The organism is Streptomyces sp. CB09001 (assembly GCF_003369795.1).
Taxonomy (GTDB): domain Bacteria; phylum Actinomycetota; class Actinomycetes; order Streptomycetales; family Streptomycetaceae; genus Streptomyces.
The window spans coordinates 7,215,785-7,238,970 of sequence record NZ_CP026730.1; the positions used below are offsets into that span (position 1 = coordinate 7,215,785).

Below are 23,186 nucleotides of genomic sequence, written 5' to 3' on the forward strand. Positions count from 1 at the left end.
GCCGTCCGGGGCGCCGTGCGAGGCTCCGCCGGTGGACCGTCAACAGATCTCCCGACTCGCCCATGCCGACCACCCGATCGCCGCACCGCTCGACGACGACTCGGTACGCCGGCTGCTGGACCGCGCGGTCCCCGGCGACGGCGCGCGCGTTCTCGACCTGGGCTGCGGCGGCGCCGAGTGGCTCCTGCGCGCCCTCGCCGAGCATCCGCGCCTCACGGCCGAGGGCGTCGACCTCTCCGGGAGCGCGCTCGACCACGCCCGCGGGGCGGCGGCCCGGCTCGGGGTGGCGGACCGGCTCACCCTGCACCGTGCGGACGCCGCGCGGTTCACTGCCCCGCACCGTTTCGACCTCGTCCTCTGCGTCGGTTCCACACACGCCTTCGGCGGCCTGCCCGCCGCCCTCGCCGCCGCACGCGGGCACCTGGCGCCCGGCGGACGCGTCCTGGTCGGCGACGGATTCTGGGAACGCGAGCCGTCCGCGGAGGCCGTCGAGACGCTCGGTGACCTCGACGATCTGCCGACCACCCTGGACCGGGTCGTCGCGGACGGCTGGACACCGGTGGGCGGGCACATCAGCACCCGCCGGGAACTCGACGACTACGAGTGGGCCTGGACCGGAACACTGGCCGCGTGGGCCCTGGACCACCCCGCCGAACCCGGCTGTGCGCAGGCACTGGAGACGGCCGCCTCCCACCGTGACGGGTGGCTGCGGGGTTATCGGGACTGCCTGGGCTTCCTCTGCCTGGTCCTGCGCCCGACGGACGCCTGACCCCGGAGCGCCGCACGCCTGGGTGGGGCGGGTGATGTTTGCCGGATTCGGGGGTAGACGGGTCGGCGTAACGGTCAAGGCTCAGGAAGAGGGCGGATCGGATGGACGGGGCTGCCCATACGGGGGACCGGCTGAGAGACGGGTCGGTCAAGGTTTCGGCGGAGTACCAGGGCATGCCCGGCGACATCGCCAGGGGCCGGGAACTGGCCCGGCGGTTTCTGGCACGGGTGCGCGCGGCGCAGGGCGCCCCGGTGTCCGACCGCGCGGTCGAAGTGGTGCAACTGGTGGTCAGCGAGTTGCTGACGAACGCCTGCAAATACGCGCCCGGCCCCTCGCTGGTCGATCTCGAACTGGCCGAGGACCGGGTGGAGGTCACGGTGTGGGACAGCGAACCGGTGCTCCCCGTGCCCGGGACCGCGGACCCCGGCCGGGTCGGCCGGCATGGGCTGGAGATCGTCATGGCCGTCTGCGAGAGCTTCGAGGTGCACCGGGAGCCGGTCGGCAAGCGCATGAGGGCCGCGGTGGGACTCGCCGACGACCTGAACGGCACGGCCACCCTGGGCCACCCGGCCTGACCCACCCGAGAGGGCACGCCCCGCGCCCGGCGACGGGACCGCCCGGGGCGGCGGTTGCCTGTGCCGGCGGCGGGCCTTGCTCTGGGTGGTGGCGGAGCACCGGCGCGGTGGTGGGCTTTGCTCTGGGTGGTGGAGAAGCACCGGCGTGGTGGCGGGCCCTGCTCTGGGTGGTGGCGCGGCAGCGGCGTGCGGGGTGGCACGGCTGGCCCTCGGCGGTCGCGCGGCACCCGCGTGCGCGCGGGCCGGTCCCGTGCCGGGCGGTGTAGCAGAAGGTGCGTGTGGGGCGGCGGGCCCGTTGCCGCGGGTGGTGGCCCAGTACCTGCCCGCGCGGCGGCGCGTTCCGCTCCGGGCTGTGACGCTCCACCGGCGTGCGCGCCTGGCGGCCCCGCGTCCCGCGCGGTGCCGGTACAACCCTGTTCACCGCCGCCGTCCCCCGCTACAGCGCGCCGGCCCGGTGGTCCCCGGATCGGAGGCGGTACAGGACGGAGCGGCGCAGCGGGCCCTCGGGGATCTCCGGGTCGTCGAAGTCGTCGGCCGGGTCGTAGGTCATGCCCAGGCGGCCCATCACCGCCCGTGAACGGAGGTTGCCGACCGCGGTCACCGCGAGGACCTCCGGCAGCCCGAGGTCCTCGAAGGCATGGGCCAGCGCGGCCCGCGCGGCCTCGGTGGCGTAGCCGTGCCCCCAGGCCGGGCGGGCCAGTCGCCAGCCCGTCTCCACCCCGGTGAACGGCATGCCGTCCTCCACGGGATCGAGCCCCGCGAAGCCGATGAACTCGCCGGTGGCGGCGATCTCCACCGCCCACCAGCCCCAGCCCCGCCGGTCGAGGTCCGCCTGGAAGCGGATCACGGACGCCTCGCTCTGCGCGCGGGTCAGGATCTCGGGGAAGTACTCGCGGACCACCGGGTCGGCGTTCATCGCCGCCCACGGGCCCAGGTCGGACGCCCGCCAGTCGCGGAGCACGAGACGATCGGTTCGAAGTTCGGACATCACGTGAACGTACGGGACCCGCACCGGGCCGGGCGACCGGATTACGCAGCCGCGTTCCTCCTCCCTCCGCCCCCGAGGGCGGAGCGGTTCAGCACCGCCCCCGGGGGAACCTGGCGGGATGGACGGCATCGGAAGGCTGTGAGGGTCGTGACGTCACGCTGGGCGGACCACCGGGACGGCGAGGAACCAGGGCACGACGCGGCGGACGAGGCGCTCGGCGCCCCGCACGAGGCGCTCGGCGTGCCGGAGTCCGTGGAGCCGGACTTCTCCCGCGCGGTCCTGCGCGCTCTCGGCGCCGGCGTCCTCACCCTCGGCCCCACCGCCCGGATCACCTCGGTGAACCCCTGGGCCGAGCAGCTGCTGGGACGGTCGGAGCAGGAGATGCTCGGGCACGACGCACACGATCTCCTGCACCGGCACGCCGACGGCAGCCCCGTGCCGCGCGAGCGGTGCGCGCTGCGCCGCCCGCTGCACGGGGTGCCCGCCGAGGAGGGCAGCGACGAGTACTTCCAGCGGGCGGACGGCACCACGGTCCCCATCATCTGGGCCACCACTCCCCTCGTCCGCGGCGGACGGCAGGAGGGGCTGGTGCTGGTCTTCCACGACTTCAGCCTGCACCGCAGCGCCGCCGAGGAGACCGCGGCGCGGGCCACGGCCCTGGAGACCCTCACCGCGCAGCTGCACCTGGTCGCCGAGATCTCCACCGTGCTGGTCCCCACCGAGCGCACCTCCACCACCCTCCGCCGGCTCGTGCGGCTGCTGGTGCCGGAACTGGGCCAGTGGGCGGCGGTCGACGTCTACCCGGGCCAGTCGGACCTGCTGGAACGGGTGGCGGTACGCAGCAGCACCCAGCCGGACCGGGCCAGACCACTGCGCGGGCCGATGACCTCGCTGCCGGACCAGGCCCGCGCCGCGCTCACCCTCCTCGTCAACGGCGACCGGCCCGTCCCGCTGAAGGCCGACGACCTGTTCCGGGACCCGGAGCACCCGCTCGCCGCCACCCACCGGGTGCTGTTCGAACGGCTCGGCGGCCACGCGGCCGTCGCCATCCCCCTGCGCACCCGCCAGCGGTCCTACGGCATCCTCACCGTGGCCCGCGCCGGGGAGCGCCCCGCCCACACCGAGGCCGAGGTCGCCCTGCTGGCGGACATCGGCCGCCGCGTCGGGCTGGTGCTGGACAACGCCCGGCTCTACCACGAGCAGCAGAACGTCGCCGAGACGATGCAGCGCCAGCTCCTGACCCCGCTGCCGCAGGTCGACCACCTCCGGATGGCCGCCCGCTACTGGCCCGCCGAGAGCGCCATGGAGGTCGGCGGCGACTGGTACGACGCCTTCCTCCTCGGCGACGGTGTCATGGCCCTGGTCATCGGGGACGTCGTCGGACACGACCTGCAGGCCGCCGCCCACATGGCCGAGGTCCGCAACATGCTGCGCGCCCTCGCCTGGGACCACCAGGAGCCGCCCAGCGTGATCATGCGCCGCCTGGACGAGGCCGTGACCAACACCAGCGACGCGCCGATGGCCACTCTCGTCTTCGCCCGCGTCGAGGGAGCCGAGGGCGGCCCCTGGCGGCTGCACTGGGTGAACGCCGGCCACCCGCCACCCCTGCTGGTCACCCGGGACGGCGCGACGCGCTTCCTGGAGGGCGGCCACGGCCCCCTCATCGGCATGAGCGCCACCCTGCGCCTCGGCCTGGACTGGCCCGACACGCGCGAGGAACTCCCGCCGGAGAGCATCCTCCTGCTCTACACCGACGGCCTGGTGGAGAGCCGCGACCGTCCCATCGACGTGGGCATGGACCAGCTCCGCCACCATGCCGGTGTACTGGCCCGGCGGGTGGACAGGTGGAGCGTCGACGACTTCTGCGACGAACTGCTCGCGCGCATCGCACCCCGCGGGGACGACGTCGCCCTGCTCGCCCTGCGCCTGCCCGCCGCCGGCGTGGGCGCGCCCGGCGACACCGAGCCGCCCCCGCCGCCCCAGTCCGGGCAGAGCGAGGCCACCCCAGACCGGGCCGCTCCCGGCTCCCTGCGCCAGGAGGCCGAGGTGCGCGACCCGACCCGGGTGGATCCGCCGGAGTAGCGGACCGAGGGGACCGCCCGGCCGCGGGTGACAGGACGACAAAGGGGTGACGCCCCGTCCGGACGGTTCCAACTCCACCCTGGTACGGCCCAGTTCGTTGCCGCGCGGAAAGCGGGCCCGGCACCCGGACGGGCGGCGTGTTCACCCGGCTGAGCGCCTTGAGTGGTGCGAGACGGACGGCGGGCTGACGGTGATTCACGTCGGGGCCGGGTCACCTCAGCTGACGAAGCACCAGCTGCCCGGCCGTGACGGAAGGAACCACAGATGCGTTCTGCTCGGATGCTCCTGACCACGGCGGCGGCCTCGGCCGTCTTCGTCCTCGGCGCTCCCGGCGCCTACGCGGCGGCCGGTGGCGACTGGGACCACGACGACTCTTCCTACAGCAAGGAGCACGACAACGGAAGCAAGCACGACGAGCCGCGCGGCGGCATGCACACCGGCGGTGGTGCGCTGGCAGCGGTGAGCGAAGGCGACTGGGACCACGACGACGCGTCCTCCGGCAAGGAGCACGACAACGGAAGCAAGCACGACGAGCCGCGCGGCGGCATGCACACCGGCGGCGGTGCGCTGGCCGCGGTGAACGAGGGCGACTGGGACGGCGGCGGGCGCGAGTCCAAGGAAGGCGGCTCGCAGACCTACCAGCAGGACGAGGGCGAGAGCTCCCGGGGCGGCGGCGAGCACGAGAAGCCGCGCGGCGGGATGCACACCGGCGGTGGCGGACTGGCCACGCCGACCACGACCGCGGGCGGTCTCGCCGTCCTGGCCGTCGCCGCGACCGGCCTGTACGCCGTCCGACGCAAGAAGTCGGCTCACGGAGTGGCGTAAGCCGTGCCGGGCGCGATAGCAGCCGGGCCGCCACCAAGGAATCACGGGGCGGCCCGGCTCGCCCTCGAGCCCGCCCTCCGCCACCCTCCGACCAGCGTGTCCGCCCTGCCGCCGTGCCCCAGTGAGGTCGTCACCGATGCCAGTCCCCCCTTCCGCCCCCGCCCCGGCCGACGACGAGACGACGACCGGTCAGGGCTCCCGCTCCGGCCTGATGGTGCTGTGCGCCGTGGCGCTGCTGATCCTGGCGGTGAGCCTGGTCGGCGGCAACGACACGTCCGCCGACTCCTCGCGCCCGCCGTTGCCCGCGCACCCCGGCACCACCGCCTCGTCCGCCCCGCCCGCCCCGCCCGCGACCGGCGCGGCGGACTCCGCCCTGCCCCGGTCGAAACCGGTGCGCCTGCTGATTCCGGAGATCTCCGTCGACGCCCCCTTCACCGACCTCGCCATCGGCGACAAGGGGCAGCTCCAGCCACCGCCGGCCGGTGACACCAACCTCGTCGGCTGGTACGCCAAGGGCGCCTCCCCCGGAGAGAAGGGCACCTCGATCATCGCCGGGCACGTGGACACCAAGACGTCGGCCGCCGTCTTCGCCCGCCTCGACCAGCTCGACAAGGGCGACAAGTTCCGGGTCCGGCGCGCGGACGGGAGCAGCGCGACCTTCGTGGTCGACAGCCTGGAGACCTACGCCAAGGACGAGTTCCCCAGCGACCGCGTCTACGGCGACGCCGCCCGGCCCGAGGTGCGACTGATCACCTGCGCGGGCGACTACGACCACAAGGTCAAGGACTACACGGACAACCTGGTCGTCTTCGCGCACCTCGCCTGAGGCCGCGCGGCAGGCCGGCCGCGGTGCCGGTCACCCGCGCACCGCACACGGGTCGCGCGCCGTCGGGGCCCGGCACAGGATCGAGGCAAGCCGGCGTCGCGTCACCGCGGCCGACGTTCAGTTCCGCCCCCGCGAAGGAGACGTGCGCCAGATGACCACCACGTCCACCCCTGCCACCGAAACGCTTGCCTCCGAACCGCTGACGCGACAGCTGTCGCACCAGGTCTCCCAGTCCGTGTTCGACGGCTCCCGGCTGCGGGTCGTCCTCCTGGTTGAGGTCTACGACGGAGCCCAGCAGCAGTTCCTCGAGACGTACGAGAACCTGCGCAGCCACGTCGAGTCCGTCCCCGGGCACATCGGCGAGCAGCTGTGCCAGTCCATCGAGAACCCCTCCCAGTGGCTGATCACCAGCGAGTGGGAGAGCGCCCCGCCGTTCCTGAACTGGGTGAGCAGCGAGGAGCACGTGCGGATGGTCAAGCCGCTGCACAGCTGCGTGCGGGACACCCGGTCGCTCCGCTTCCACGTGGTCCGCGAGACCGGCCGTCCCTCGACCGGCGCCGATCCCGCCCGGGGCGGACTGCAGGCCGAGCCCCGCGTCGGCGACGGCGTCATCCGGCACGCGCTCACCTTCACGGTGAAGCCGGGCAGCGAGGAGGCGGTCGGCAAGGTCCTCGCCGACTACGCGTCTCCCGAGCCGCGGGTCGACGACACCACGCGCCTGTGCCGTACGTCCCTGTTCCTGCACGGCAACCGGGTGGTGCGGGCCATCGAGGTCCGCGGCGACCTGCTCGCGGCGCTGCGGCACGTCGCCGAGCAGCCCGAGGTGCGGGCCGTCGAGGAGGCCATCAACCCGTACCTGGAGCAGGACCGGGACCTCGGCGACCCGGAGTCCGCCCGGGTGTTCTACACGCGGGCGGCGCTGCCCGCCGTCCACCACGTCACCGCGGGGGAGGAGCAGGACCGGGCGCAGCGGCACGCGCTGTCGTACCCGGCCCGCCCGGGCTGCGGCATGCGGCTGGCCCAGCTGCTCGCCGAGCGCGACGAGGCGGCGGCCAGGGATCCGCGCAGCCCGGTCCTGTGCAGCACGATCTTCCAGCGCGACGACGTCGTGGTGCGGCTGGTCGACGTACGCGGGGACCTCCACGACGGCGATCCCGCGGTGACCCTCGGCCTTCCGGAGCCCGGCCAGGTGTCCGAGCTGACGACCCTGCTGGACGGCTTCACGGACGCCGGGTCCCCGACCGGCGGCGGACTCGTCCGCGCTCTCGAGGGCGCCCGGATGGAGCTGGTCACCGACCGGCGCGCGCCGGACGCCTGACCGGACCGCACCCACGCGTCGGCCGCCGGACCGCCACAGTGCGGTCCGGCGGCCGACGCGCGTGCGGGCCCCGGGTCAGCTCACTTCGGCACGGTGCAGTCGAAGGCGTGCAGGTACGGGTTGACCGGGCGGATGTCGTCGATGACGAGGCCGGCGTCGGTCAGCCGGCCGACCATGCTGTCGGTGGTGTGCTTGGCACCGCCGACGTTGAGGAGCAGCAGCAGGTCCATGGCGGTGCTGAACCGCATCGACGGCGTGTCGTCGACGAGGTTCTCGATGACGACGACCCGGGCCCCGGGACCGCCGGCCGCCATGACGTTGCGCAGGGCGCGGGCGGTGCTGTCGTCGTCCCACTCCAGGATGTTCTTGATGACGTAGACGTCGGCCCGCACCGGGATGGCCTCGCGGCAGTCGCCCGGCACGATGCGGACGCGGTCCGTGAGCGCACCGCCCTCGCGCAGCCGGGGGTCGGCGTTCTCCACCACCCGCGGCAGGTCGAGCAGGGTGCCCTGCATGGCCGGGTACTTCTCCAGCAGGCTCGCCACCACGTGGCCCTGGCCGCCGCCGATGTCGGCGACCGAGGTGCTCGCCGACAGGTCGAGGAGCGCGGCGACATCCTGGGCCGACTGCCGGCTGGACGTCGTCATGGCACGGTTGAAGACCTCGGCGGACTGCGGCGCGTCCTCGTTGAGGTAGGTGAAGAACTCCTTGCCGTACAGGCCCTCGACGACGTTGGAGCCGGTGCGTACCGCCTCGTCGAGCAGGGGCCAGGCGTCCCAGGTCCACGGTTCGGTGCACCACAGGGTGATGTTGCGCAGGCTGTGCGGGTCGTCCTCGCGCAGCAGGCGGGACATGTCGGTGTGTGCGAACGTCCCGTTCCGGTGCTCGGTGAAGACGCCGTAGCAGGTGAGGGCGCGCAGCAGCCGGCGCAGCGGCTTGGGCTCGGTCTTCACCGCGGCCGCGAGGTCCTCCACGGCCATGGGGGTGTCGCCGAGGGCGTCGGCGACACCGAGCCGTGCGGCCGCGCGGAGGGCGGCGGCACATGCCGCCCCGAACACGAGCTCCCTCAGCCGCATGGGCGGGGGTGGGGCAGTCTGTGCGGTCGTCATGTGCCGCTTTCCTTCCTTCTTCGGCCCATGGGCCGTCTTCGGTCCACGGGTGGTTACGGCCGGCTCAGCACAGGCCCGCGGGCTTGGAGGCGCCGCAGGTGTTGCCGGTGAAGGTGTTGCTCCTGCCGGTGTCGCCGGTCCCGGCGTTGACCAGGTCGGCGGGGGAGTTCTGGCTCAGCCGGTTGCCGTTGACCTGGTTCTTGGAGTTGGCGGTGCCCACCATGCTCGAGGCCAGGACGATGCCGCCCGACATCGACGACTTGCCCGAGTTGCCCTCGACCGTGTTGTCGGCGACCAGGACCTTCTCGACGCCGGTCAGGACGATGCCGGAGCCCTGGAGGGCCTCCAGCCGGTCGGTCTTCGGGCAGGACTTGTTGTTGCGCAGGACGCGGTTGTCCCGCACGACCAGGTCACCGGCCCTGGGCGTGTTCTCGTCGCCGACGACGAAGACACCCGCGCAGTTGCCGGTGATGTGGTTGCCCGCGACGGCGAGGTTGCGCAGGCGGCGGACGGTGACGCCGATCCGGTTGCCCTCGAGCCGGTTGTGCGCCACCAGGGTGCCCTCGGCGTCGGCGGCGCCCTCCTCGGTCTTGACGGTGTTGGCGAGGAAGATCCCCGCGTCGCCGTTGGCGCGGGCGGTGTTGCCGCGGATGATGCCGTGCACGGACCGCTCCTGGGCGATGCCCCAGACGCCGTTCTTCACCGCGTTCACGTTCCGGACCGTCAGCCCGTCGGTGGCCATGGAGAACACACCGGTACGGGTGAACCCGGTCACCGTCAGGTCGGAGACGGTGATGCCCTTGACGTTCTCGTCCTTCGTGCCGATCACGCAGATGCCGTTGCCGCCCTCGGCGCAGGTGTTGTCGGCGGCCTTCTGGGTGCTGGGCCTGATGACCGTGGAGCGGCCCATGCCCCGCAGGGTGAGCCCGGGGGTGCTCACCTTGACGCTCTCGTGGTAGGTGCCGGTGGTGACGAGGACGGTGTCGCCCGACTTGGCGGCGTCCACCGCCTTCTGGATCGACTCCCCGGGGTGGACCAGATGGGTCACGGGGACGGAGGACGCCGGGGCCGCGCCGAGCCCCGTCCCGATCATGGCTGCGGTGCACACCAGGTACACGACATGGCATTTCTTCATATTGCGCACGTTATGCCGGAATTATTGGACCGCGGGCGGGATGAGCCATCCGACGGCGTGTCATGAACGGCCGCTGAACCGCCCCTCGGTGGCAACCTGGGCGGCATGGGCAAGACCGCGCTGATCGTCATCGACATGATCAACACCTACGATCACCAGGACGCCGAGTCCCTGATCCCCGCCGTGGAGTCCGTGCTGCCGCACGTGACCGGCCTGCTGGACCGGGCGAGGCGGCAGGGCGTCCCCGTGATCTACGTCAACGACAACTTCGGGGAGTGGCGCTCGCACCACGGCGAGATCCTCGACAAGGCCCTCTCCGGGCCGCACTCCCGGCTCGTGGAGCCGTTGAAGCCCGACGAGTCCTCCCTCTTCGTGGTCAAGGCACGCCACTCGGTGTTCTTCGAGACCCCGCTGACCTATCTGCTCCACCAGCAGGGGATCGACCGGCTCGTGCTGTGCGGGCAGGTGACCGAGCAGTGCGTGCTCTACTCGGCGCTGGACGCCCACATCCGCCATCTGGAGGTCATCGTTCCGCGTGACGCGGTCGCCCACATCCACGCCGACCTGGCGGACGCGGCGCTGCGCATGATGGAGCGGAACATGGGCGCCCGGGTGTGCGACAGCGGCGAGTTGTGGACGTGAGGCGACCCGCCGCCACGCCGGCGGCGGGTCGCGTGCACCTCAGCCGCGCAGGCTCCGTACGGGCAGGACGACCTGCGCCGCCGAGGAGAGGGTGTCCGCGTGGTTGGCGAAGGCGGCGACCGCCTCGCCGTCGCCGGGCTCGCCCCCGGACCAGGGGCGGGTGGCGAAGATGAGACAGGCGTACCCCCGCCGGTCGACCGCCGCCCGCCACTCGGGAGTGGGTACGAACTGGGCGTTGACCCCCGGCATGGTGAGGGCCGCCGCTCCCGGTACGACGAGCAGGCCGATCGGCAGGCCGGACAGGACGGTGCCGTCCAGGACGGTGTCGCCGCCCACCGCCAGTCCGGAGCGGCTCAGCAGCCCCTCGACGGCGGCCGGGGTCGCCTCCGGGCCGCCCTCCCCGTCGCCGAGCGAACAGGCGAGGAGGAAGGGGACGTCGCCGTCCGGCGTCTCACGGCTCCAGGACATGATGACGAGGGTGCCGAGGTCGGCGGTTCGCAAGGGGCGCGGGTCAGTGGAGATCGAGGTCACCGCGAAACCGTAAGCGCGCGCGGCGGCGCGCCCGCCCGGCCGTCACCCGACTGGGCGACACCCTGGCCCTTCTTCATACGAATCTTCACACGAACGAGGGGCCCCGGGTGCCTCGCCCCGTCAGTGCTGCGACAGCCGTCCGCGGATGTCGTCGAAGTGCCGGTGCACGGCCGTCTCCGCCGCCTTCGCGTCGCCGGCGCGCACGGCCTCGACGATCCTGGCGTGCATCCGGGCCAGTTCCTCGCCGTCGGCCGCCGCGCCGATCCCCCGCGCCTGGGCGCGCACCCGGTGGAAGGCGCTCCAGAAGGCGTCGAGCAACTCGCTGAGCAGGTCGTTGTCCAGCGAGCGGTGCAGCGCCCGGTGAAAGGCGCGGTCGGTGCGGGCGGCGATCTCGCCGGCCTCGCGCACCTCCGTGTGCATGGTCTCCACCAGCGCGTCCAGCTCGGCCAGGTCCTCGGCGGGCAGCCGGCCGGCCAGCTGGTGCATCAGCCCCGCCTCCAGCGCCTCGCGCAGTTGCAGGAGTTCGAGCAGGCTGCCCTGCCCCCGGCGGTGCCCGACCACCGTGCGGAACGCCATGGCCTCGGTCATCGGCTCCAGCGACATGGTCCCGACGTAGGTCCCGAAGCCCCGCCGGATCTCGACGATGTGCATGGCCTGGAGGGACTTGAGGGCCTCGCGCAGCGAGTTGCGGCTGACACCGAAACGCGCCATCAGCTCCGTCTCGGTGGGCAGCGGGTCGCCGGGGCCGAGGCCCTGTTCGACGATCAGCTCCTTGACCTTCTCCTCGGCGTCGGCGGCGACCGAGCGCATGTGACGTCCCCTCTCGACCCTTGACATCCCCTGCTCTGCCATGTGTCACTCTAACAGGACATGGGACATCCTACGTCCCCCGTCACCAGGGCCTCGGTGCGCTGCTGCCCGCCGCCGTCCCGGGACGAGAACAGTACGACCTGGAGTACCGCATGCCCATCCCCACGCCGCTGAGCGGCGTCGTCCCCCCGGTCATCACCCCCCTCACCCCGACGGGGGAGGTGGACACCGCCTCGGTGCGCCGGCTCACCGAGCACCTGATCACGGCCGGTGTGCACGGCCTGTTCCTGCTGGGGTCCAGCGGCGAGACCGCCTACCTCACCGACGCCCAGCGGCTGACCGCCCTGGAGGCCGCCGTCGACGCCGCCGCGGGCCGGGTCCCCGTCCTCGCCGGGGTCATCGACACCACCACGGCCCGCGTACTGGACCGGGCGGCCGACGCGGTCCGGGCGGGCGCCGACGCGCTCGTGGCCACGGCGCCCTTCTACACCCGCACCCACCCCGTGGAGATCGCCGACCACTTCCGGCGTGTGCGCGAGGGCGCCGGACTGCCACTGTTCGCCTACGACATCCCGGCCGCCGTGCACACCAAGCTGCCCCGCGAGGTGGTCCTCGACCTGGCCGGGGACGGCACCCTCGCCGGGCTCAAGGACTCCAGCGGCGACGAGGGCTCCCTGCGCCGCCTGCTGACCGCACTGCGCCACCGTGCCCCCGGCTGCACCGTGCTCACCGGCTCCGAGCTCACCGTCGACGGCGCACTGCTCGCCGGCGTCGACGGCGTCGTTCCCGGGCTGGGCAACGTCGACGCCCACGGCTACGTACGCCTCTACGAGGCCGCCCGGGCCGGGGACTGGGCGGCGGCCAGGGCCGAACAGGACCGGCTCGCCGCCCTGTTCGCCCTCACCGACGCGGGCGATCCCGCCCGCATGGGCGGCAGCTCCAGCGCCCTCGGCGCCTTCAAGGCCGCCGCGCACCTGCTGGGCCTCATCGACTGCCCGGCCACCGCCGCACCGCAGGTACCGCTCGACGCTCCGGCCGTCGCCCGGGTCCGTGCCCGGCTCGCCGAGGCCGGACTCCTGTGACCCAGGGACCGGGCCGGTGACCGCCGAACCCGGTCCCGCCCGCCCCGTCCCCCGCCCCGTCCCCCGCCCCGTCCCCCGCCCTCGTCCCAGCCCCCGTCCCCCGACGCGCGTCTCCCCACCCGCATAGGATCGCCATGTCATCTGCGCGCACCACCCCGACCTCCCAGCCCTGGTACCGCGAGATCACCCGGGAGAAGTGGAAGTCCTTCTTCGCCGCCTGGATCGGCTACCTCCTCGACGGCTTCGACTTCGTCCTCATCACCCTCGTCCTCACCGAGATCGCCGACGACTTCGGGCTGTCCACCGTCGAGTCCGCCAGCCTCGTCTCCGGAGCCTTCATCACCCGCTGGCTCGGCGGTGCCGTGCTCGGCGCGCTCGGCGACCGCTTCGGCCGCAAGAGCGCCATGGTGGCCAGCATCCTGCTGTACTCGGTCGGCACCTTCGCCTGCGGCTTCGCCTGGGACTACACCAGCCTGTTCACGGCCCGCCTGCTGATCGGCATGGGCATGGCGGGCGAGTACAGCGCCAGCGCCACCTACGTCCTGGAGAGCTGGCCCGCCCGGCTGCGCAACCGTGCCTCCGGCTTCCTCATCTCCGGCTTCTCGCTGGGCGGCGTCCTGGCCGCCGAGGTCTACGAGCACGTGGTGCCCGGCCACGGGTGGCGCTGGCTGTTCTACATCGGCCTGTTTCCCGTCGTCGTCGCGCTGTGGGTACGCCGGGCGCTGCCCGAGGCCGACGACTGGGAGGCGCGGGTCGGGGCCGCCGGTGAACGGCCCAACCCCTTCCGGCCGCTGTTCGCGGACCGCCGCCGCGCGACGGTCAACACGGTGCTCGTCGTCGTCGCCACGGGCTCGCTCTTCGCGGTGTTCACCCCGCTCGGCGCCGGCGCGGTGCCCGTCCTGTCCGTCCTGGCGACGGCCTGTCTGGTCGCCTTCGCGGTACAACTGGGCGGCCGCAAGCGGTGGGTGCTGTTCCTCGCGCTCTGCGTCACCGTGTTCTGCGCCTTTCTCTACAGCTGGCCGGTCCAGGCCCTGCTGCCCACCTACCTCAAGACCGAGCTGGGCTTCAGCCCGGCCCAGGTGAGCGACGCGCTCTACTACGCCGGGTTCGGCACGATGGCCGGCTGCATCGTCACCGGCTTCGTCGGCGACCGGTTCGGCACCCGCAGGGCGTACGCCTGCACCCTGGTGGTGGGCATCGCCTTCGTCTTCCCCGTCTTCGCCATCCGGGACAGCCAACTCCAGCTGGGCATCCTGCTGTTCCTGATGCTCGCCTGCATGCAGGGCATCTCCGGGCTGCTGCCCAAGTTCATCGCCGGGCACTTCCCGACCGAGACCCGGGCCGCGTCCCTCGGCTTCACCTACAACGTCGGCGCGCTGGGCGGGGCCGTCGCCCCGGTGCTCGGCGCCAAGCTGGCGTCGGCCATGTCGCTGGGTCAGTCGCTCGCCGTGCTGACCTTCTCGCTGACCCTCGTGGTGATCGTGCTCATCGGCTTCGACGTCCCGAGCCGGCTCAACCGGCTCGTCGACAAGGAGGCGGTCCCCGACTACCTCGCCGCCGACGCGGCGGTGCCGGACGGGGCCGGGCGCATACGGTCGGCGCCGTGAGGTGGTGCCGGGCGGGGGAGGGCGCGTGCTCCGACTGGCCCAAGGCGCGGTGGCCAGGTGCGGCGACCGACGGTCACCTGATGTAACAGTCTTCTTATGATCTGTAGACGAAGTGATCGTCAGAGCGACGTGCGCGGTTCGCGTGGCCGCAGGATCCGCACCGCCGCGGTGACCCTGGTCGCCGCGGCCGCGCTCGGCGCGACCGGCGAAGCGGTGGCCGCGCCCTCGACTTCCCCGCGCACCGACTGGGACGCCATCGCCGCGTGCGAGTCCAGCGGCAACTGGCAGGCGAACACCGGCAACGGCTACTACGGCGGCCTGCAGTTCGCACGGTCCAGCTGGATCGCCGCCGGCGGCCTCGAGTACGCCCCGCGCGCGGACCTCGCCACCCGCGCCGAGCAGATCGCTGTGGCGGAGCGCCTCGCCCGTCTGCAGGGGATGTCCGCCTGGGGCTGCGCCTGAGGGCGGCCGTTCGGGCCCGGTCCGCGTCGGGTCGACCGGGGTGACCCGTGGGCTGCACGTGCCGCCGGTCACCGCCGCGTTCCGTTTCCCCCGAGCGGTGCACGGGCAGTCCCCGGCGGGGGAGCCGAGCGGCGGCCCCGGACGTCGTGTACGCCGATGCGTCCGGGGCCGTCCCGGCCCGTCGCGCGTGTCAGCTTCCGGAGACGCGGCGGCCCGAGTAGGCCGACCAGCGGCCTTCGCGTCGGGCCACCGTGATGTCCCGGCCGAAGCAGGACGTCAGCAGGGAACCGGTCAGGACCTCGTCCACCGCACCCCGGGACAGGACCCGGCCCTCGCGCAGCAGCAGGGCGTGGCTGACGGCGGGGGACAGCTCCTCGAGATGGTGCGTGACCGTGACGGTGGCCAGCCGCGGCCTCCCCTCGGCCAGTTGGTGCATCGCCTCGACGAGGTCCTCGCGGGAGGGCAGGTCCAGTGCGTTGAACGGCTCGTCCAGGAGCAGCAGGGCCGGATCGGCCATCAGTGCCCGGGCGATCAGGATCCGCGCCCGCTGTCCGCCCGAGCAGACCCCGTACGGACGGTCGGCCAGCTCCTTGACGCCGAGTTCGCACAGCAGCTCGCGGGCCCGGACGCGGACCTCCTCGTCGTACGTCCGCCACAGGGGCTGCACGGTGCCGCTGTGGCCGGTGAGCACGACCGCGTGGGCGGTGAGGTCCTGCGGCACCCGCTGGGCGGAGTTGACGTGGCCGATGCGCGTCCGCAGCTCACGGACGTCCACCCGGCCGAGCCGGCTGCCGAGGACCTCGACCGCGCCCGTGGTGGGGTGCATGAGCGCGCCGAGCAGCCGCAGCAGGGTGGTCTTCCCGGCGCCGTTGGCGCCCAGCAGCGCCCAGTGCTCGCCCGGCCGGACCGTCCAGTCCACGCCATCGAGGATCAGCTGGTCGGTGGTGAAGCGGCGCACGCCCACGCTCTGGAGCCGGAGCACGGCCGCCCCGTTCTCGTCGGCCTGGGAGCGGGCTGTCGGGGCGGTCATGCCGTGACTCCTTCACGCGCGGGGCACCTCTCGGTCACCGCGAACACTAGATGTACTCACCACGCTCCTGTCCGGGCCGTCCGCTTCCTGGACGGTGGGCCACGGCACTCGCGGCGGCACCCGCGGCGTTACTCAGGGCGGGGATGAGTCCCCGTACTCATCCGCGGCACCGGGTCCGGCTCCTATCGTGGCGCCGTCGGTGGGACACGGAGGGGGAGTCATGGGGCGGCGGGGCACTGCGCGGGCGAGCGGGCGGCGGCGGACGGGGCGTGTCGGTGGTGGTCTCCTGGCCCTGCTGGTGGGGCTGCTCGGCACCGGCTGTGCGGCCTTCGACACCGAGGACGACGTGCGGCGGGCCGAGGAGCTCGCCGAGGAGTCGTACCCCGGGGAGCTCGAGGTCGTCGACGCCCGGATCCTGTTCCCGGAGACCACCGGCTCGGAGGTCACGCTGTCGGTCGGGGACGACCCGGACGCGGCCGTCAGGTTCCGGGTGGACGCGGACAGGGACCGCTGCGACGGCGGCCCGGACTGCGAAGTCGCCCTCCGCAAGGCGGTGGACCGGGCCCGGCGGGAGGCCGGACACCTGCGTGCGATGCGCGCCGCCTTCGACGGCTGCGGGCAGCCGCTCCTGGCCACGGACGTGAAGCTGACGGCCCCCTGGATCGAGGCACGGTTGACCGATCGGACGGTGGACGACGTCCTGGCCCGCGTGGGTGCCTGCGTGCAGCGCTGGGTCACCGCTCGCGCGGAGCGGGATCCCGGTGCGGTGCCGAAGTGGGTCACCGTCAACCTCGTGGCCCCGGGAGCGGCGGAGGACCTCCCGGCGGCGAAGAGCACGTTGCCCGCCGTCGTGCGGTTCACCCATGGTCCCCGGCTCGCCGCCCTGGCGCGCGATCCGTACTACGTGGCCGCCTACCCGGTCGGCCGGGACGCGGACCGCACCGTCGACGCCGCCTCGGCCGGCCTGCGGATCGTCTCGCCCCTCGAGGAGCGGCAGGCCTTCTCCCGGCGGATCGACGCGTCGGTCCTGCCCGCCCTGCGCGCGACGTACCCGGACGCCGTGACGACCGGTGGGGCGGGGATGGGGGTGTGGCGACTTGAGCAGGGGACCCTCCGTCGCATGCGGGGGTACGTGCTGTTCTGCGAGCGGCCGCCCGCCGACGGCAAGCAGTGCTTCGGTGACCTGGCGGCCCTGGTGACCTCGGATCCGGAGGGCCGCGACGCCGAGGTCGTCGAAGTTCTCACGGACATCCGGGACGAGCGCGGGGTCCTGCGCCTGCCTCCGCAGTGACGGGGACGGGCGCAGGACCGGGGTCGCGGGGCGGGTGGAGTCAGACGCCCGCCACCGACTGGATCCAGGAGCGGTAGGCGGTCACGTTGGTGTACGCGGTGGTGGTCTGCCGGTCGCTGGTCGAGGCGACGCCGACCTGGACGCCGCCGGCCATCATCGGACCGCCGGAGTCGCCGCCCGCGGTGATGCCGTCGACGGGGCGCGCGCATATCGCCTGACCGTAGTAGGCGTCGTAGCAGCCCTGGGTGACGCTCACGTTGGCGACCTTGAGGTACTGGGACTGGCAGTTGATCTCCGAGCCGCACCGGGAGGTCGCTCCCCAGCCGTAGACCTGCACGGTCTGGCCGACCCGCACCGTGCCGGGCTGACCGAGGCGGGCGTAGGTGGCGGAGACGGAGCGGTCGAGGCGGACCAGCGCGAGGTCCGCCGAGGGGCTGGTGACGGTCTGGACGCCGTTGGCCACCGTGCCGCCGGAGCCCTGGTCGAGGCTGCCGACGCGGAAGGCGAGGTTGCCGCCGCTGACGCAGTGCTTGGCGGTGAGGATCCAGGTGGGGGAGATGATGGTCGAGGTGCAGGTCTGCTGGCCGTTGGAGAACAGCCGTGCCGCCCAGGGCGCGTTCTGCGCGTAGCCGCCGCCGATGATCGGCTGGGGGCCGCCGTCACCGGGCCGGGGCTCCACCGCCGAGGCACTCGGGGCGAGGGTGAGGGCGGACAGCAGCGCGGCCACAAGGGCGGCCAGCAGGGCGGGGACGAGTCTCGTTGTTCGCAAGGCTCCTCGATTCCGACGACACGCGCCTGGGCGCGTGCTGATGTGTGGGGGCGCCCACAGCATGTCGGGCCAGGCTCCCGGCCGGGCAGTCCCGGCTTTGCATAACGTGGCGTTATGCCCGGGGGACGGAACGGCGGGGGAGTGGCGGCGGCGTTCGAGGAGCCGGACGGGCCCTAGCGGAGCAGCAGTTGCACGAGGGCCACCGTGCCGACCGTCACGACCAGTATCCGCAGGACCGTGGGGCTGAAGTGGCGGCCCACCTTGGCGCCCGCGTAACCGCCGAGGCCCGAGCCGACCGCGAGGAGCCCGACGGCGGTCCACTCGAAGTCGGCCGCGAAGAGGAAGAAGAGCGCGGCCACGGTGTTGACGACGGCGGACAGGACGTTCTTGACGCCGTTGAGACGTTGCAGGGGTTCGTCCAGCAGCATGCCCATCAGGGAGAGGTAGATGATCCCCTGGGCCGCGGTGAAGTAGCCGCCGTAGACGCTGGCCAGCGTCAGGCCGGTGAGGAGCAGCGGACCGCCGTCCCGGCGGGGGGAGGCGCCGCTGCGGGCCCGGCGGCGCTGGACCAGTCTGCCGATCTGCGGCTGGAACGCCACCAGCAGCAGCGCGAGGCCGACCAGGACCGGCACGATCGTCTCGAAGGCGTCGGCGGGCAGCGTCAGCAGGAGGGTGGCGCCCGCGAGGCCGCCCAGCAGCGCTCCGGAGCCGAACTTCAGGACGCGCCCGCGCTGGCCGCGCAGCTCCTTGCGGTAGCCGATGGCCCCGCTGATGGAGCCGGGGATCAGGCCGAGCGCGTTGGAGACGGTGGCGGTGACCGGCGGCAGCCCCGTTGCCAGCAGCACGGGAAAGGTGATGAGCGTGCCGGAGCCGACCACGCTGTTGATGGCGCCGGCCCCGACGCCGGCCGCGAAGACCGCGGCCATGGCCTCCGGTGTCACCCCGTGCCGCCTCGCCCCGGACCCGTACTCGGCCGGAAGGTGTCTTGTGCATCTTTCACGGGGCCGACTGTACTCATCGCTCCGATCGGTGTGGTTGCCGGTCTCAACCGGTCCTGACTGGACCCTTCTTGACGTCAATTCACCTGATCATGCGGTGATACGATCACCGCGTTTGCGGAGCGGGTGGATGGGTGAAAGACGGCATCCCCGACATGAGGGGCAGCCCGGGCAGCCACCCCCGGTGCGGGCACTCCACCGGGCCGCCCGCATGGACGGGAATTCAGCAAGCCGGCTGTCAGTCGCCTGAAGAGAGTCTTATGACGGAATACACAGGGAACCCCTTGCTCTGGGTCGCCCTCGTCGCCCTCGTCGCCGCCGCCGTGCTCATCAACCGCCAGCGCAAGGCGGCACGGGCGTTGCGGCAGCAGGTCCAGGGGCTCAGGGATCACTACACCGAGCTGGAGAACGATTACGGGAAGTCCGTACAGGCCGCCCAGGAGCGGGCCGAGGACGAGACGAAGACCGTGCTGAAGTCCGCGATGCGGACCCTTCAGGGCCTCGCGGCCGAACAGCAGCTGGTGCTCTCGCGGCTGCAGAACAAGTACGGCGACTCGGCCCTCCTCCAGGACCTGCTGGAGATCGACCACACCAACTCGCAGTTCGGCCGGCGGGCGCAGTCCATCGCCGTACTGTGCGACGGCTGGCTCGGCGGGCGGCGCGACACCGCCTCGGTCTACGACGTGGTGCGCAGCGCCCAGGGACGCATCCGCCACTTCCGCCGGGTGGACATCCTCTCCCAGGTCGACTTCGGCATCACGAGCCGGGCCGTCGAACCCGTCGCCCTCGCCCTGGCCGAGCTGTTCGACAACGCCACCAGCTACTCCAGCCCGGACACCGTCGTCGAGATCAACATCCGGACCGTGCCCAAGGGCATCTGCGTCGTGGTGGACGACGCCGGTGTCGGCATGAGTGACGAGGAGCGGGCCCGCGCCGACAAGCTGCTCGCCACCGAGCGAGCCTCGGGCGTGGCGGGGCTCGGCAACCCGCCGCAGTTCGGCTTCGCCGTCATCGGTCTGCTGTGCGAACGATTCGGTTTCGAGGTGTCGGTGGACTCCTCGTCTCCCTACGGAGGTGTACGGGCAGTGGTCCTGCTGCCGCACGAACTGCTCACCGCCATGCCGGAGAAGAAGGCACCCGCCCCCGCTCCCGCTCCCGCGGCCCGCGGCGCGGCGCGGCCGGTCCAGGACGGCGGACCGGAGGCCGCGCTCACCTCCTCCCAGACCGGCGACGGCCTGCCCCGGCGCCGCCGCAAGCGGCCGATGGCCATCGTGCCCGGCAGCGCGTCCACCCCCCGCGCCGCGAGCCGCTCCGACTCCGAGCAGGCACAGGTCATGGGCGCGTTCCAGCGCGGAACGCAGTCCGGCCGGGTCACCGGACCGGACAGCCCGGACGACGCCGGCCGGACGAGCGACACACCTGGTGCAAGCAGCGAAGGACATGAGGTCTCGTGAACGACGATCTGTCATGGATGCTCGACAGCGCCCTGGAGATTCCGGGCGCCCTGCACGCGGTCCTGATATCCGCCGACGGCCTCTTGATGGCCCGGACGCAGGACTTCGACAAGGACGACGCCGACCGGGTCGCGGCCGCCATGAGCGGTGTGCAGTCGCTCAGCCGCACCCTGGCCTTCTTCTGTGAGGACCCCAGCCAGTCCTGGCGGCAGACCCTGGTCGAGTTCGACGGCGGCTGGGTCTTCCTGATCTCCGCCGGCGAGGGCGCCTACCTCGGCGTGTCCGCCTCCCCGGAGGTCGACATGGCGGACATCACCTTCCGGATGCAGCAGCTCGTCGCCCAGCTCGGCAAGCGGCTGACGACACCGCCGCGCGAGAACCTGGGCGCCCGCTCATGACCGGCCACGACGGCTGGCAGCCCGAGGCGCCGGAGTTAGTACGGCCGTACGTCATCACCAAGGGGCGCGGACTGCCCGACGACGACGACCTCTCCCTCATCACCCTGGTCACCGCCTCCGCCGGTCAGCCGCAGCGGCCGGCCCGGCTGTCCCCCGAGGAGCAGAGCCTGCTCGACCTCTGCTCCGCCGGCTACCTCTCGGTCGCCGAGATCGCCGGACACACCCATTTCCCGCTGGGCGTCGTGCGGATCCTGCTGGCCTCCCTGATGGAGGGCGGACATCTCATGACCCGCCCGCCGGTGGCCCGGGCCCGCCTCGCGGACAAGGAGATACTGGAGGAGGTGCTCAATGGGCTCCGCGCCAAGTTTGGATGAGCGGGACTACGTACGCGAGGGAGCGACCCAGACGGCGGTCAAGATCCTCGTCGTCGGGCACTTCGCGGTGGGCAAGACCACCCTCATCGGCTCCATCTCCGAGATCGAGCCGCTGTCCACCGAGGAGACGATGACGCAGGCCGCCGAGTCGGTCGACGACCTCAAGGGGGTCCAGGGCAAGACCACCACCACGGTCGCCATGGACTTCGGGCGCCTGACCATCAGCGACCGCGTCGTGCTCTACCTCTTCGGCACCCCCGGCCAGCAGCGCTTCGTGCAGATGTGGGAGGACATGGCCCGCGGCGCGCTCGGCGCCCTGGTGCTGGTCGACCCGGAGCGGCTGGCGGACTCCTTCCCCGTGATCGACCTCATCGAGCACTACGGACTCGACTACGCCATCGCCGTCAACCACTTCGACGGCGCGCCGCTGCGCGACGAACGGGCGCTGCGCGAGGCGCTCGACCTGCTCGACGACACCCCCGTCGTCACCTGCGACGCCCGCGACGAGAAGTCCTCGGCCGCCGCACTGACCACCCTCGTCCGCTACTTGCTGGACCGCACCCGCTAGGAGCTGGGAGCAGACATGAACGCCCACGACACCGCCCCGGTGCCGCCGCCCGGCTGCCCGGCCCACGGCTCCGGCGCCCGGGTGCCGCTGCACGGGCCGGAGTTCGCCGCCGACCCGCAGGCGTACTACGAGTACCTGCGCCACTACGGGGCCGCCGCCCCCGTCGAACTGGCCCCGGGCGTCGAGGCGACCCTGGTCACGGACTACGCGGCGGCGCTCCAACTGCTGCAGGACTCCGGCACCTTCCGCAAGGACGCGCGCCGCTGGCGGGCCTTCAACGAGGGCAAGGTGAGCCCGGACAGCCCGGTCGCACCGCTGCTGGCCTACCGGCCCAACTGCATGTTCGCCGACGGGGCCGACCACCTCAGGCTGCGCCAGGCGGTCACCGACAGCATGGCGCGGGTGGACACCCGGCGCCTCAGCCGCAGCACCGAGCAGATCTCCGGCTACCTCGTCTCCCAGTTCGGCGCCCGCGGCTCGGCCGACCTGCTCGGGGACTATGCCAAGCAGCTGCCGCTGTTCGTGTTCAACGAACTCTTCGGCTGCCCCGCCGACATCGGCGACCGGGTGCTGTTCGGCATCACCGGCATGTTCGACGGGGTCAACGCCGAGAAGGCCACCGAGGTGCTCTTCCAGGCGGTGGGCGAACTCGTCGCGCTCAAGCGGCGCAAGCCCGGTGACGACGTCACCTCCTGGCTGATGCAGCACGAGGCCCGGCTCGACGACGAGGAGATGGTCCACCAGCTCGCCCTGCTCCTGGGCGCGGGCGCCGAACCCCTGCGCAACCTCCTCGGCAACACCCTGCACCGGCTCCTCACCCACGAGCGGTACGCCCGTGAGGGCGGTCTGATCGACGAGGCGCTCGACGACACGCTGTGGGAGAACCCGCCCATGGCCAACTACGCGCCGCACTACCCGGCCACCGACACCGAACTGGCCGGTCAGCGGCTTCAGGCGGGCGACCTCGTGCTGGTCGGCTTCGCCGCGGCCAACACCGGTCCGGCCCTCAAGGCCTCCCGCCAGGCGGGCAGCAACCGCGCGCACCTCGCCTGGAGCGCGGGCCCGCACGCCTGCCCGTCCAAGGAGCCGGCCCGGCACATCACGGTCACGGCCATCGAGCACCTGCTCAACGAACTGCCCGACGTCGAACTCGCCGTTCCCGAGGACAGCCTGACGTGGCGTCCGGGCCCCTTCAACCGGGCCCTGGCCACGCTTCCGGCGCGCTTCACCCCGGTGCGCCCCGCACGGCGGGCCGAGCCGGGACCGGCCGCCGCGGGCGAGCGGGAACCGGCGGCGAGCCAGGCCCGTCCGGCCGAACGCGGCGGCATGTGGAGCCAGTTCCTCAACTGGCTCACACGGTGATCTGCGCAACACCTCCCCAACCCGTCCCATTTGCATGAAGATCGAACGGCACGGGTAGTGAGCAACGCGGTACTCAAGTTGCTTACGAGTCAAAGGAGGTGTCGTGGACCAGATATCCACGAACGCCGCTTTCCCGACGCCGAACCCCCTGATACCCGCCCCCCGAGGCGGGTATCACTTT

General features: G+C 72.7%; 24 protein-coding genes. 16 read left to right on the forward strand and 8 right to left on the reverse strand.

Annotated features, from left to right (window positions below):
- Nucleotides 1-31: 31 nt before the first annotated feature.
- Complete coding sequence (locus C4J65_RS33150) at nt 32-769, forward strand: class I SAM-dependent methyltransferase (protein ID WP_115746760.1); 738 nt, start codon at nt 32-34, stop codon at nt 767-769.
- A gap of 101 nt (nt 770-870) precedes the next feature.
- Entirely contained in the window at nt 871-1,344 is a 474-nt protein-coding gene (locus C4J65_RS33155; RefSeq protein ID WP_115745757.1) for an ATP-binding protein, read from the forward strand.
- A gap of 436 nt (nt 1,345-1,780) precedes the next feature.
- Here the strand turns inward: C4J65_RS33155 and C4J65_RS33160 are convergent, their stop codons facing one another.
- Nucleotides 1,781-2,332: a GNAT family N-acetyltransferase gene (locus C4J65_RS33160; protein ID WP_115746761.1), complete on the reverse strand. Its 552-nt coding sequence runs from the start codon at nt 2,330-2,332 to the stop codon at nt 1,781-1,783.
- 147 nt (nt 2,333-2,479) lie between these two features.
- Between C4J65_RS33160 and C4J65_RS33165 the strand changes: the two genes are divergently transcribed.
- The 4 genes from C4J65_RS33165 (at nt 2,480) to C4J65_RS33180 (ending at nt 7,383) form a co-directional block, all read left to right on the forward strand.
- Nucleotides 2,480-4,414 (forward strand): SpoIIE family protein phosphatase, encoded by a 1,935-nt coding sequence (locus C4J65_RS33165; RefSeq protein ID WP_240330576.1) that lies wholly within the window; start codon nt 2,480-2,482, stop codon nt 4,412-4,414.
- Between the two features lie 264 nt (nt 4,415-4,678).
- Nucleotides 4,679-5,239, forward strand: coding sequence for a hypothetical protein (locus C4J65_RS33170; protein WP_115745759.1), 561 nt, complete (start codon nt 4,679-4,681; stop codon nt 5,237-5,239).
- Nucleotides 5,240-5,450: 211 nt separating this feature from the next.
- Nucleotides 5,451-6,065, forward strand: a complete 615-nt coding sequence (locus tag C4J65_RS33175) for a class F sortase (protein WP_115746762.1) — start codon at nt 5,451-5,453, stop codon at nt 6,063-6,065.
- 151 nt (nt 6,066-6,216) lie between these two features.
- Entirely contained in the window at nt 6,217-7,383 is a 1,167-nt protein-coding gene (locus C4J65_RS33180; protein WP_115745760.1) for a SchA/CurD-like domain-containing protein, read from the forward strand.
- Nucleotides 7,384-7,463: 80 nt separating this feature from the next.
- Here the strand turns inward: C4J65_RS33180 and C4J65_RS33185 are convergent, their stop codons facing one another.
- Both C4J65_RS33185 and C4J65_RS33190 read right to left on the reverse strand, forming a co-directional pair.
- Nucleotides 7,464-8,492 (reverse strand): methyltransferase, encoded by a 1,029-nt coding sequence (locus tag C4J65_RS33185; RefSeq protein ID WP_115745761.1) that lies wholly within the window; start codon nt 8,490-8,492, stop codon nt 7,464-7,466.
- A 64-nt stretch (nt 8,493-8,556) separates the two neighbouring features.
- A complete protein-coding gene (locus C4J65_RS33190; protein WP_115745762.1) occupies nt 8,557-9,627 on the reverse strand; it encodes a right-handed parallel beta-helix repeat-containing protein in 1,071 nt (356 codons plus the stop codon).
- 105 nt (nt 9,628-9,732) lie between these two features.
- On the opposite strand from C4J65_RS33190, the gene C4J65_RS33195 reads away from it, so the two are divergent.
- Entirely contained in the window at nt 9,733-10,269 is a 537-nt protein-coding gene (locus C4J65_RS33195; protein ID WP_115745763.1) for an isochorismatase family cysteine hydrolase, read from the forward strand.
- Nucleotides 10,270-10,308: 39 nt separating this feature from the next.
- On the opposite strand, the gene C4J65_RS33200 is transcribed toward C4J65_RS33195, so the two are convergent.
- Both C4J65_RS33200 and C4J65_RS33205 read right to left on the reverse strand, forming a co-directional pair.
- Nucleotides 10,309-10,800, reverse strand: coding sequence for a DUF5949 family protein (locus C4J65_RS33200; protein ID WP_115745764.1), 492 nt, complete (start codon nt 10,798-10,800; stop codon nt 10,309-10,311).
- Nucleotides 10,801-10,920: 120 nt separating this feature from the next.
- Entirely contained in the window at nt 10,921-11,610 is a 690-nt protein-coding gene (locus C4J65_RS33205; protein WP_115745765.1) for a FadR/GntR family transcriptional regulator, read from the reverse strand.
- 152 nt (nt 11,611-11,762) lie between these two features.
- On the opposite strand from C4J65_RS33205, the gene C4J65_RS33210 reads away from it, so the two are divergent.
- The 3 genes from C4J65_RS33210 (at nt 11,763) to rpfE (ending at nt 14,761) form a co-directional block, all read left to right on the forward strand.
- Nucleotides 11,763-12,692: a dihydrodipicolinate synthase family protein gene (locus tag C4J65_RS33210; RefSeq protein ID WP_115745766.1), complete on the forward strand. Its 930-nt coding sequence runs from the start codon at nt 11,763-11,765 to the stop codon at nt 12,690-12,692.
- 134 nt (nt 12,693-12,826) lie between these two features.
- Nucleotides 12,827-14,299: a sialate:H+ symport family MFS transporter gene (locus tag C4J65_RS33215; RefSeq protein ID WP_115745767.1), complete on the forward strand. Its 1,473-nt coding sequence runs from the start codon at nt 12,827-12,829 to the stop codon at nt 14,297-14,299.
- A gap of 96 nt (nt 14,300-14,395) precedes the next feature.
- The gene (gene rpfE / locus C4J65_RS33220; protein ID WP_115745768.1) at nt 14,396-14,761 is read left to right on the forward strand and encodes a resuscitation-promoting factor protein RpfE; all 366 of its coding nucleotides are present in this window, start codon (nt 14,396-14,398) and stop codon (nt 14,759-14,761) included.
- A 190-nt stretch (nt 14,762-14,951) separates the two neighbouring features.
- On the opposite strand, the gene C4J65_RS33225 is transcribed toward rpfE, so the two are convergent.
- Nucleotides 14,952-15,791, reverse strand: a complete 840-nt coding sequence (locus tag C4J65_RS33225) for an ATP-binding cassette domain-containing protein (protein ID WP_115745769.1) — start codon at nt 15,789-15,791, stop codon at nt 14,952-14,954.
- Between the two features lie 220 nt (nt 15,792-16,011).
- Between C4J65_RS33225 and C4J65_RS33230 the strand changes: the two genes are divergently transcribed.
- A complete protein-coding gene (locus C4J65_RS33230) occupies nt 16,012-17,082 on the forward strand; it encodes a hypothetical protein (RefSeq protein ID WP_115745770.1) in 1,071 nt (356 codons plus the stop codon).
- A 40-nt stretch (nt 17,083-17,122) separates the two neighbouring features.
- Here C4J65_RS33230 and C4J65_RS33235 read toward each other — a convergent pair whose 3' ends face one another.
- Nucleotides 17,123-17,851, reverse strand: coding sequence for a trypsin-like serine protease (locus C4J65_RS33235; RefSeq protein ID WP_162833469.1), 729 nt, complete (start codon nt 17,849-17,851; stop codon nt 17,123-17,125).
- Nucleotides 17,852-18,024: 173 nt separating this feature from the next.
- Entirely contained in the window at nt 18,025-18,777 is a 753-nt protein-coding gene (locus C4J65_RS33240; RefSeq protein ID WP_205351109.1) for a sulfite exporter TauE/SafE family protein, read from the reverse strand.
- A gap of 332 nt (nt 18,778-19,109) precedes the next feature.
- Between C4J65_RS33240 and C4J65_RS33245 the strand changes: the two genes are divergently transcribed.
- From C4J65_RS33245 to C4J65_RS33265, 5 genes are read left to right on the forward strand one after another with little or no spacing between them, the layout of a single operon-like run.
- Nucleotides 19,110-20,303: an ATP-binding protein gene (locus C4J65_RS33245; RefSeq protein WP_115745773.1), complete on the forward strand. Its 1,194-nt coding sequence runs from the start codon at nt 19,110-19,112 to the stop codon at nt 20,301-20,303.
- Nucleotides 20,300-20,701 carry a roadblock/LC7 domain-containing protein gene (locus tag C4J65_RS33250; RefSeq protein ID WP_109032225.1) on the forward strand — a complete coding sequence of 134 codons (402 nt, stop codon included), beginning with the start codon at nt 20,300-20,302 and terminating at the stop codon, nt 20,699-20,701. Before C4J65_RS33245 ends, C4J65_RS33250 begins: the two co-directional genes overlap by 4 nt.
- Complete coding sequence (locus C4J65_RS33255) at nt 20,698-21,075, forward strand: DUF742 domain-containing protein (RefSeq protein ID WP_115745774.1); 378 nt, start codon at nt 20,698-20,700, stop codon at nt 21,073-21,075. The genes C4J65_RS33250 and C4J65_RS33255 overlap by 4 nt, the downstream gene beginning before the upstream one ends.
- Complete coding sequence (locus C4J65_RS33260) at nt 21,050-21,643, forward strand: ATP/GTP-binding protein (protein ID WP_115745775.1); 594 nt, start codon at nt 21,050-21,052, stop codon at nt 21,641-21,643. The genes C4J65_RS33255 and C4J65_RS33260 overlap by 26 nt, the downstream gene beginning before the upstream one ends.
- A 15-nt stretch (nt 21,644-21,658) precedes the next feature.
- Complete coding sequence (locus C4J65_RS33265) at nt 21,659-23,005, forward strand: cytochrome P450 (RefSeq protein WP_115745776.1); 1,347 nt, start codon at nt 21,659-21,661, stop codon at nt 23,003-23,005.
- The last annotated feature ends 181 nt before the right edge of the window (nt 23,006-23,186 follow it).

Excerpts from the sequence above, each read along its gene's own strand:
- C4J65_RS33190 (WP_115745762.1), bottom strand. The coding sequence starts at position 9,627 with ATGAAGAAATGCCATGTCGTGTACCTGGTGTGCACCGCAGCCATGATC.
- C4J65_RS33175 (WP_115746762.1), top strand. The coding sequence starts at position 5,451 with ATGGTGCTGTGCGCCGTGGCGCTGCTGATCCTGGCGGTGAGCCTGGTC.
- C4J65_RS33215 (WP_115745767.1), top strand. The coding sequence starts at position 12,827 with ATGTCATCTGCGCGCACCACCCCGACCTCCCAGCCCTGGTACCGCGAG.
- C4J65_RS33180 (WP_115745760.1), top strand. The coding sequence starts at position 6,217 with ATGACCACCACGTCCACCCCTGCCACCGAAACGCTTGCCTCCGAACCG.
- C4J65_RS33265 (WP_115745776.1), top strand. The coding sequence starts at position 21,659 with ATGAACGCCCACGACACCGCCCCGGTGCCGCCGCCCGGCTGCCCGGCC.
- C4J65_RS33260 (WP_115745775.1), top strand. The coding sequence starts at position 21,050 with ATGGGCTCCGCGCCAAGTTTGGATGAGCGGGACTACGTACGCGAGGGA.
- C4J65_RS33155 (WP_115745757.1), top strand. The coding sequence starts at position 871 with ATGGACGGGGCTGCCCATACGGGGGACCGGCTGAGAGACGGGTCGGTC.
- C4J65_RS33210 (WP_115745766.1), top strand. The coding sequence starts at position 11,763 with ATGCCCATCCCCACGCCGCTGAGCGGCGTCGTCCCCCCGGTCATCACC.
- C4J65_RS33160 (WP_115746761.1), bottom strand. The coding sequence starts at position 2,332 with ATGTCCGAACTTCGAACCGATCGTCTCGTGCTCCGCGACTGGCGGGCG.
- C4J65_RS33230 (WP_115745770.1), top strand. The coding sequence starts at position 16,012 with ATGGGGCGGCGGGGCACTGCGCGGGCGAGCGGGCGGCGGCGGACGGGG.
- C4J65_RS33225 (WP_115745769.1), bottom strand. The coding sequence starts at position 15,791 with ATGACCGCCCCGACAGCCCGCTCCCAGGCCGACGAGAACGGGGCGGCC.
- rpfE (WP_115745768.1), top strand. The coding sequence starts at position 14,396 with ATGATCTGTAGACGAAGTGATCGTCAGAGCGACGTGCGCGGTTCGCGT.
- C4J65_RS33195 (WP_115745763.1), top strand. The coding sequence starts at position 9,733 with ATGGGCAAGACCGCGCTGATCGTCATCGACATGATCAACACCTACGAT.
- C4J65_RS33185 (WP_115745761.1), bottom strand. The coding sequence starts at position 8,492 with ATGACGACCGCACAGACTGCCCCACCCCCGCCCATGCGGCTGAGGGAG.
- C4J65_RS33170 (WP_115745759.1), top strand. The coding sequence starts at position 4,679 with ATGCGTTCTGCTCGGATGCTCCTGACCACGGCGGCGGCCTCGGCCGTC.
- C4J65_RS33255 (WP_115745774.1), top strand. The coding sequence starts at position 20,698 with ATGACCGGCCACGACGGCTGGCAGCCCGAGGCGCCGGAGTTAGTACGG.
- C4J65_RS33245 (WP_115745773.1), top strand. The coding sequence starts at position 19,110 with ATGACGGAATACACAGGGAACCCCTTGCTCTGGGTCGCCCTCGTCGCC.
- C4J65_RS33205 (WP_115745765.1), bottom strand. The coding sequence starts at position 11,610 with ATGCGCTCGGTCGCCGCCGACGCCGAGGAGAAGGTCAAGGAGCTGATC.
- C4J65_RS33240 (WP_205351109.1), bottom strand. The coding sequence starts at position 18,777 with ATGGCCGCGGTCTTCGCGGCCGGCGTCGGGGCCGGCGCCATCAACAGC.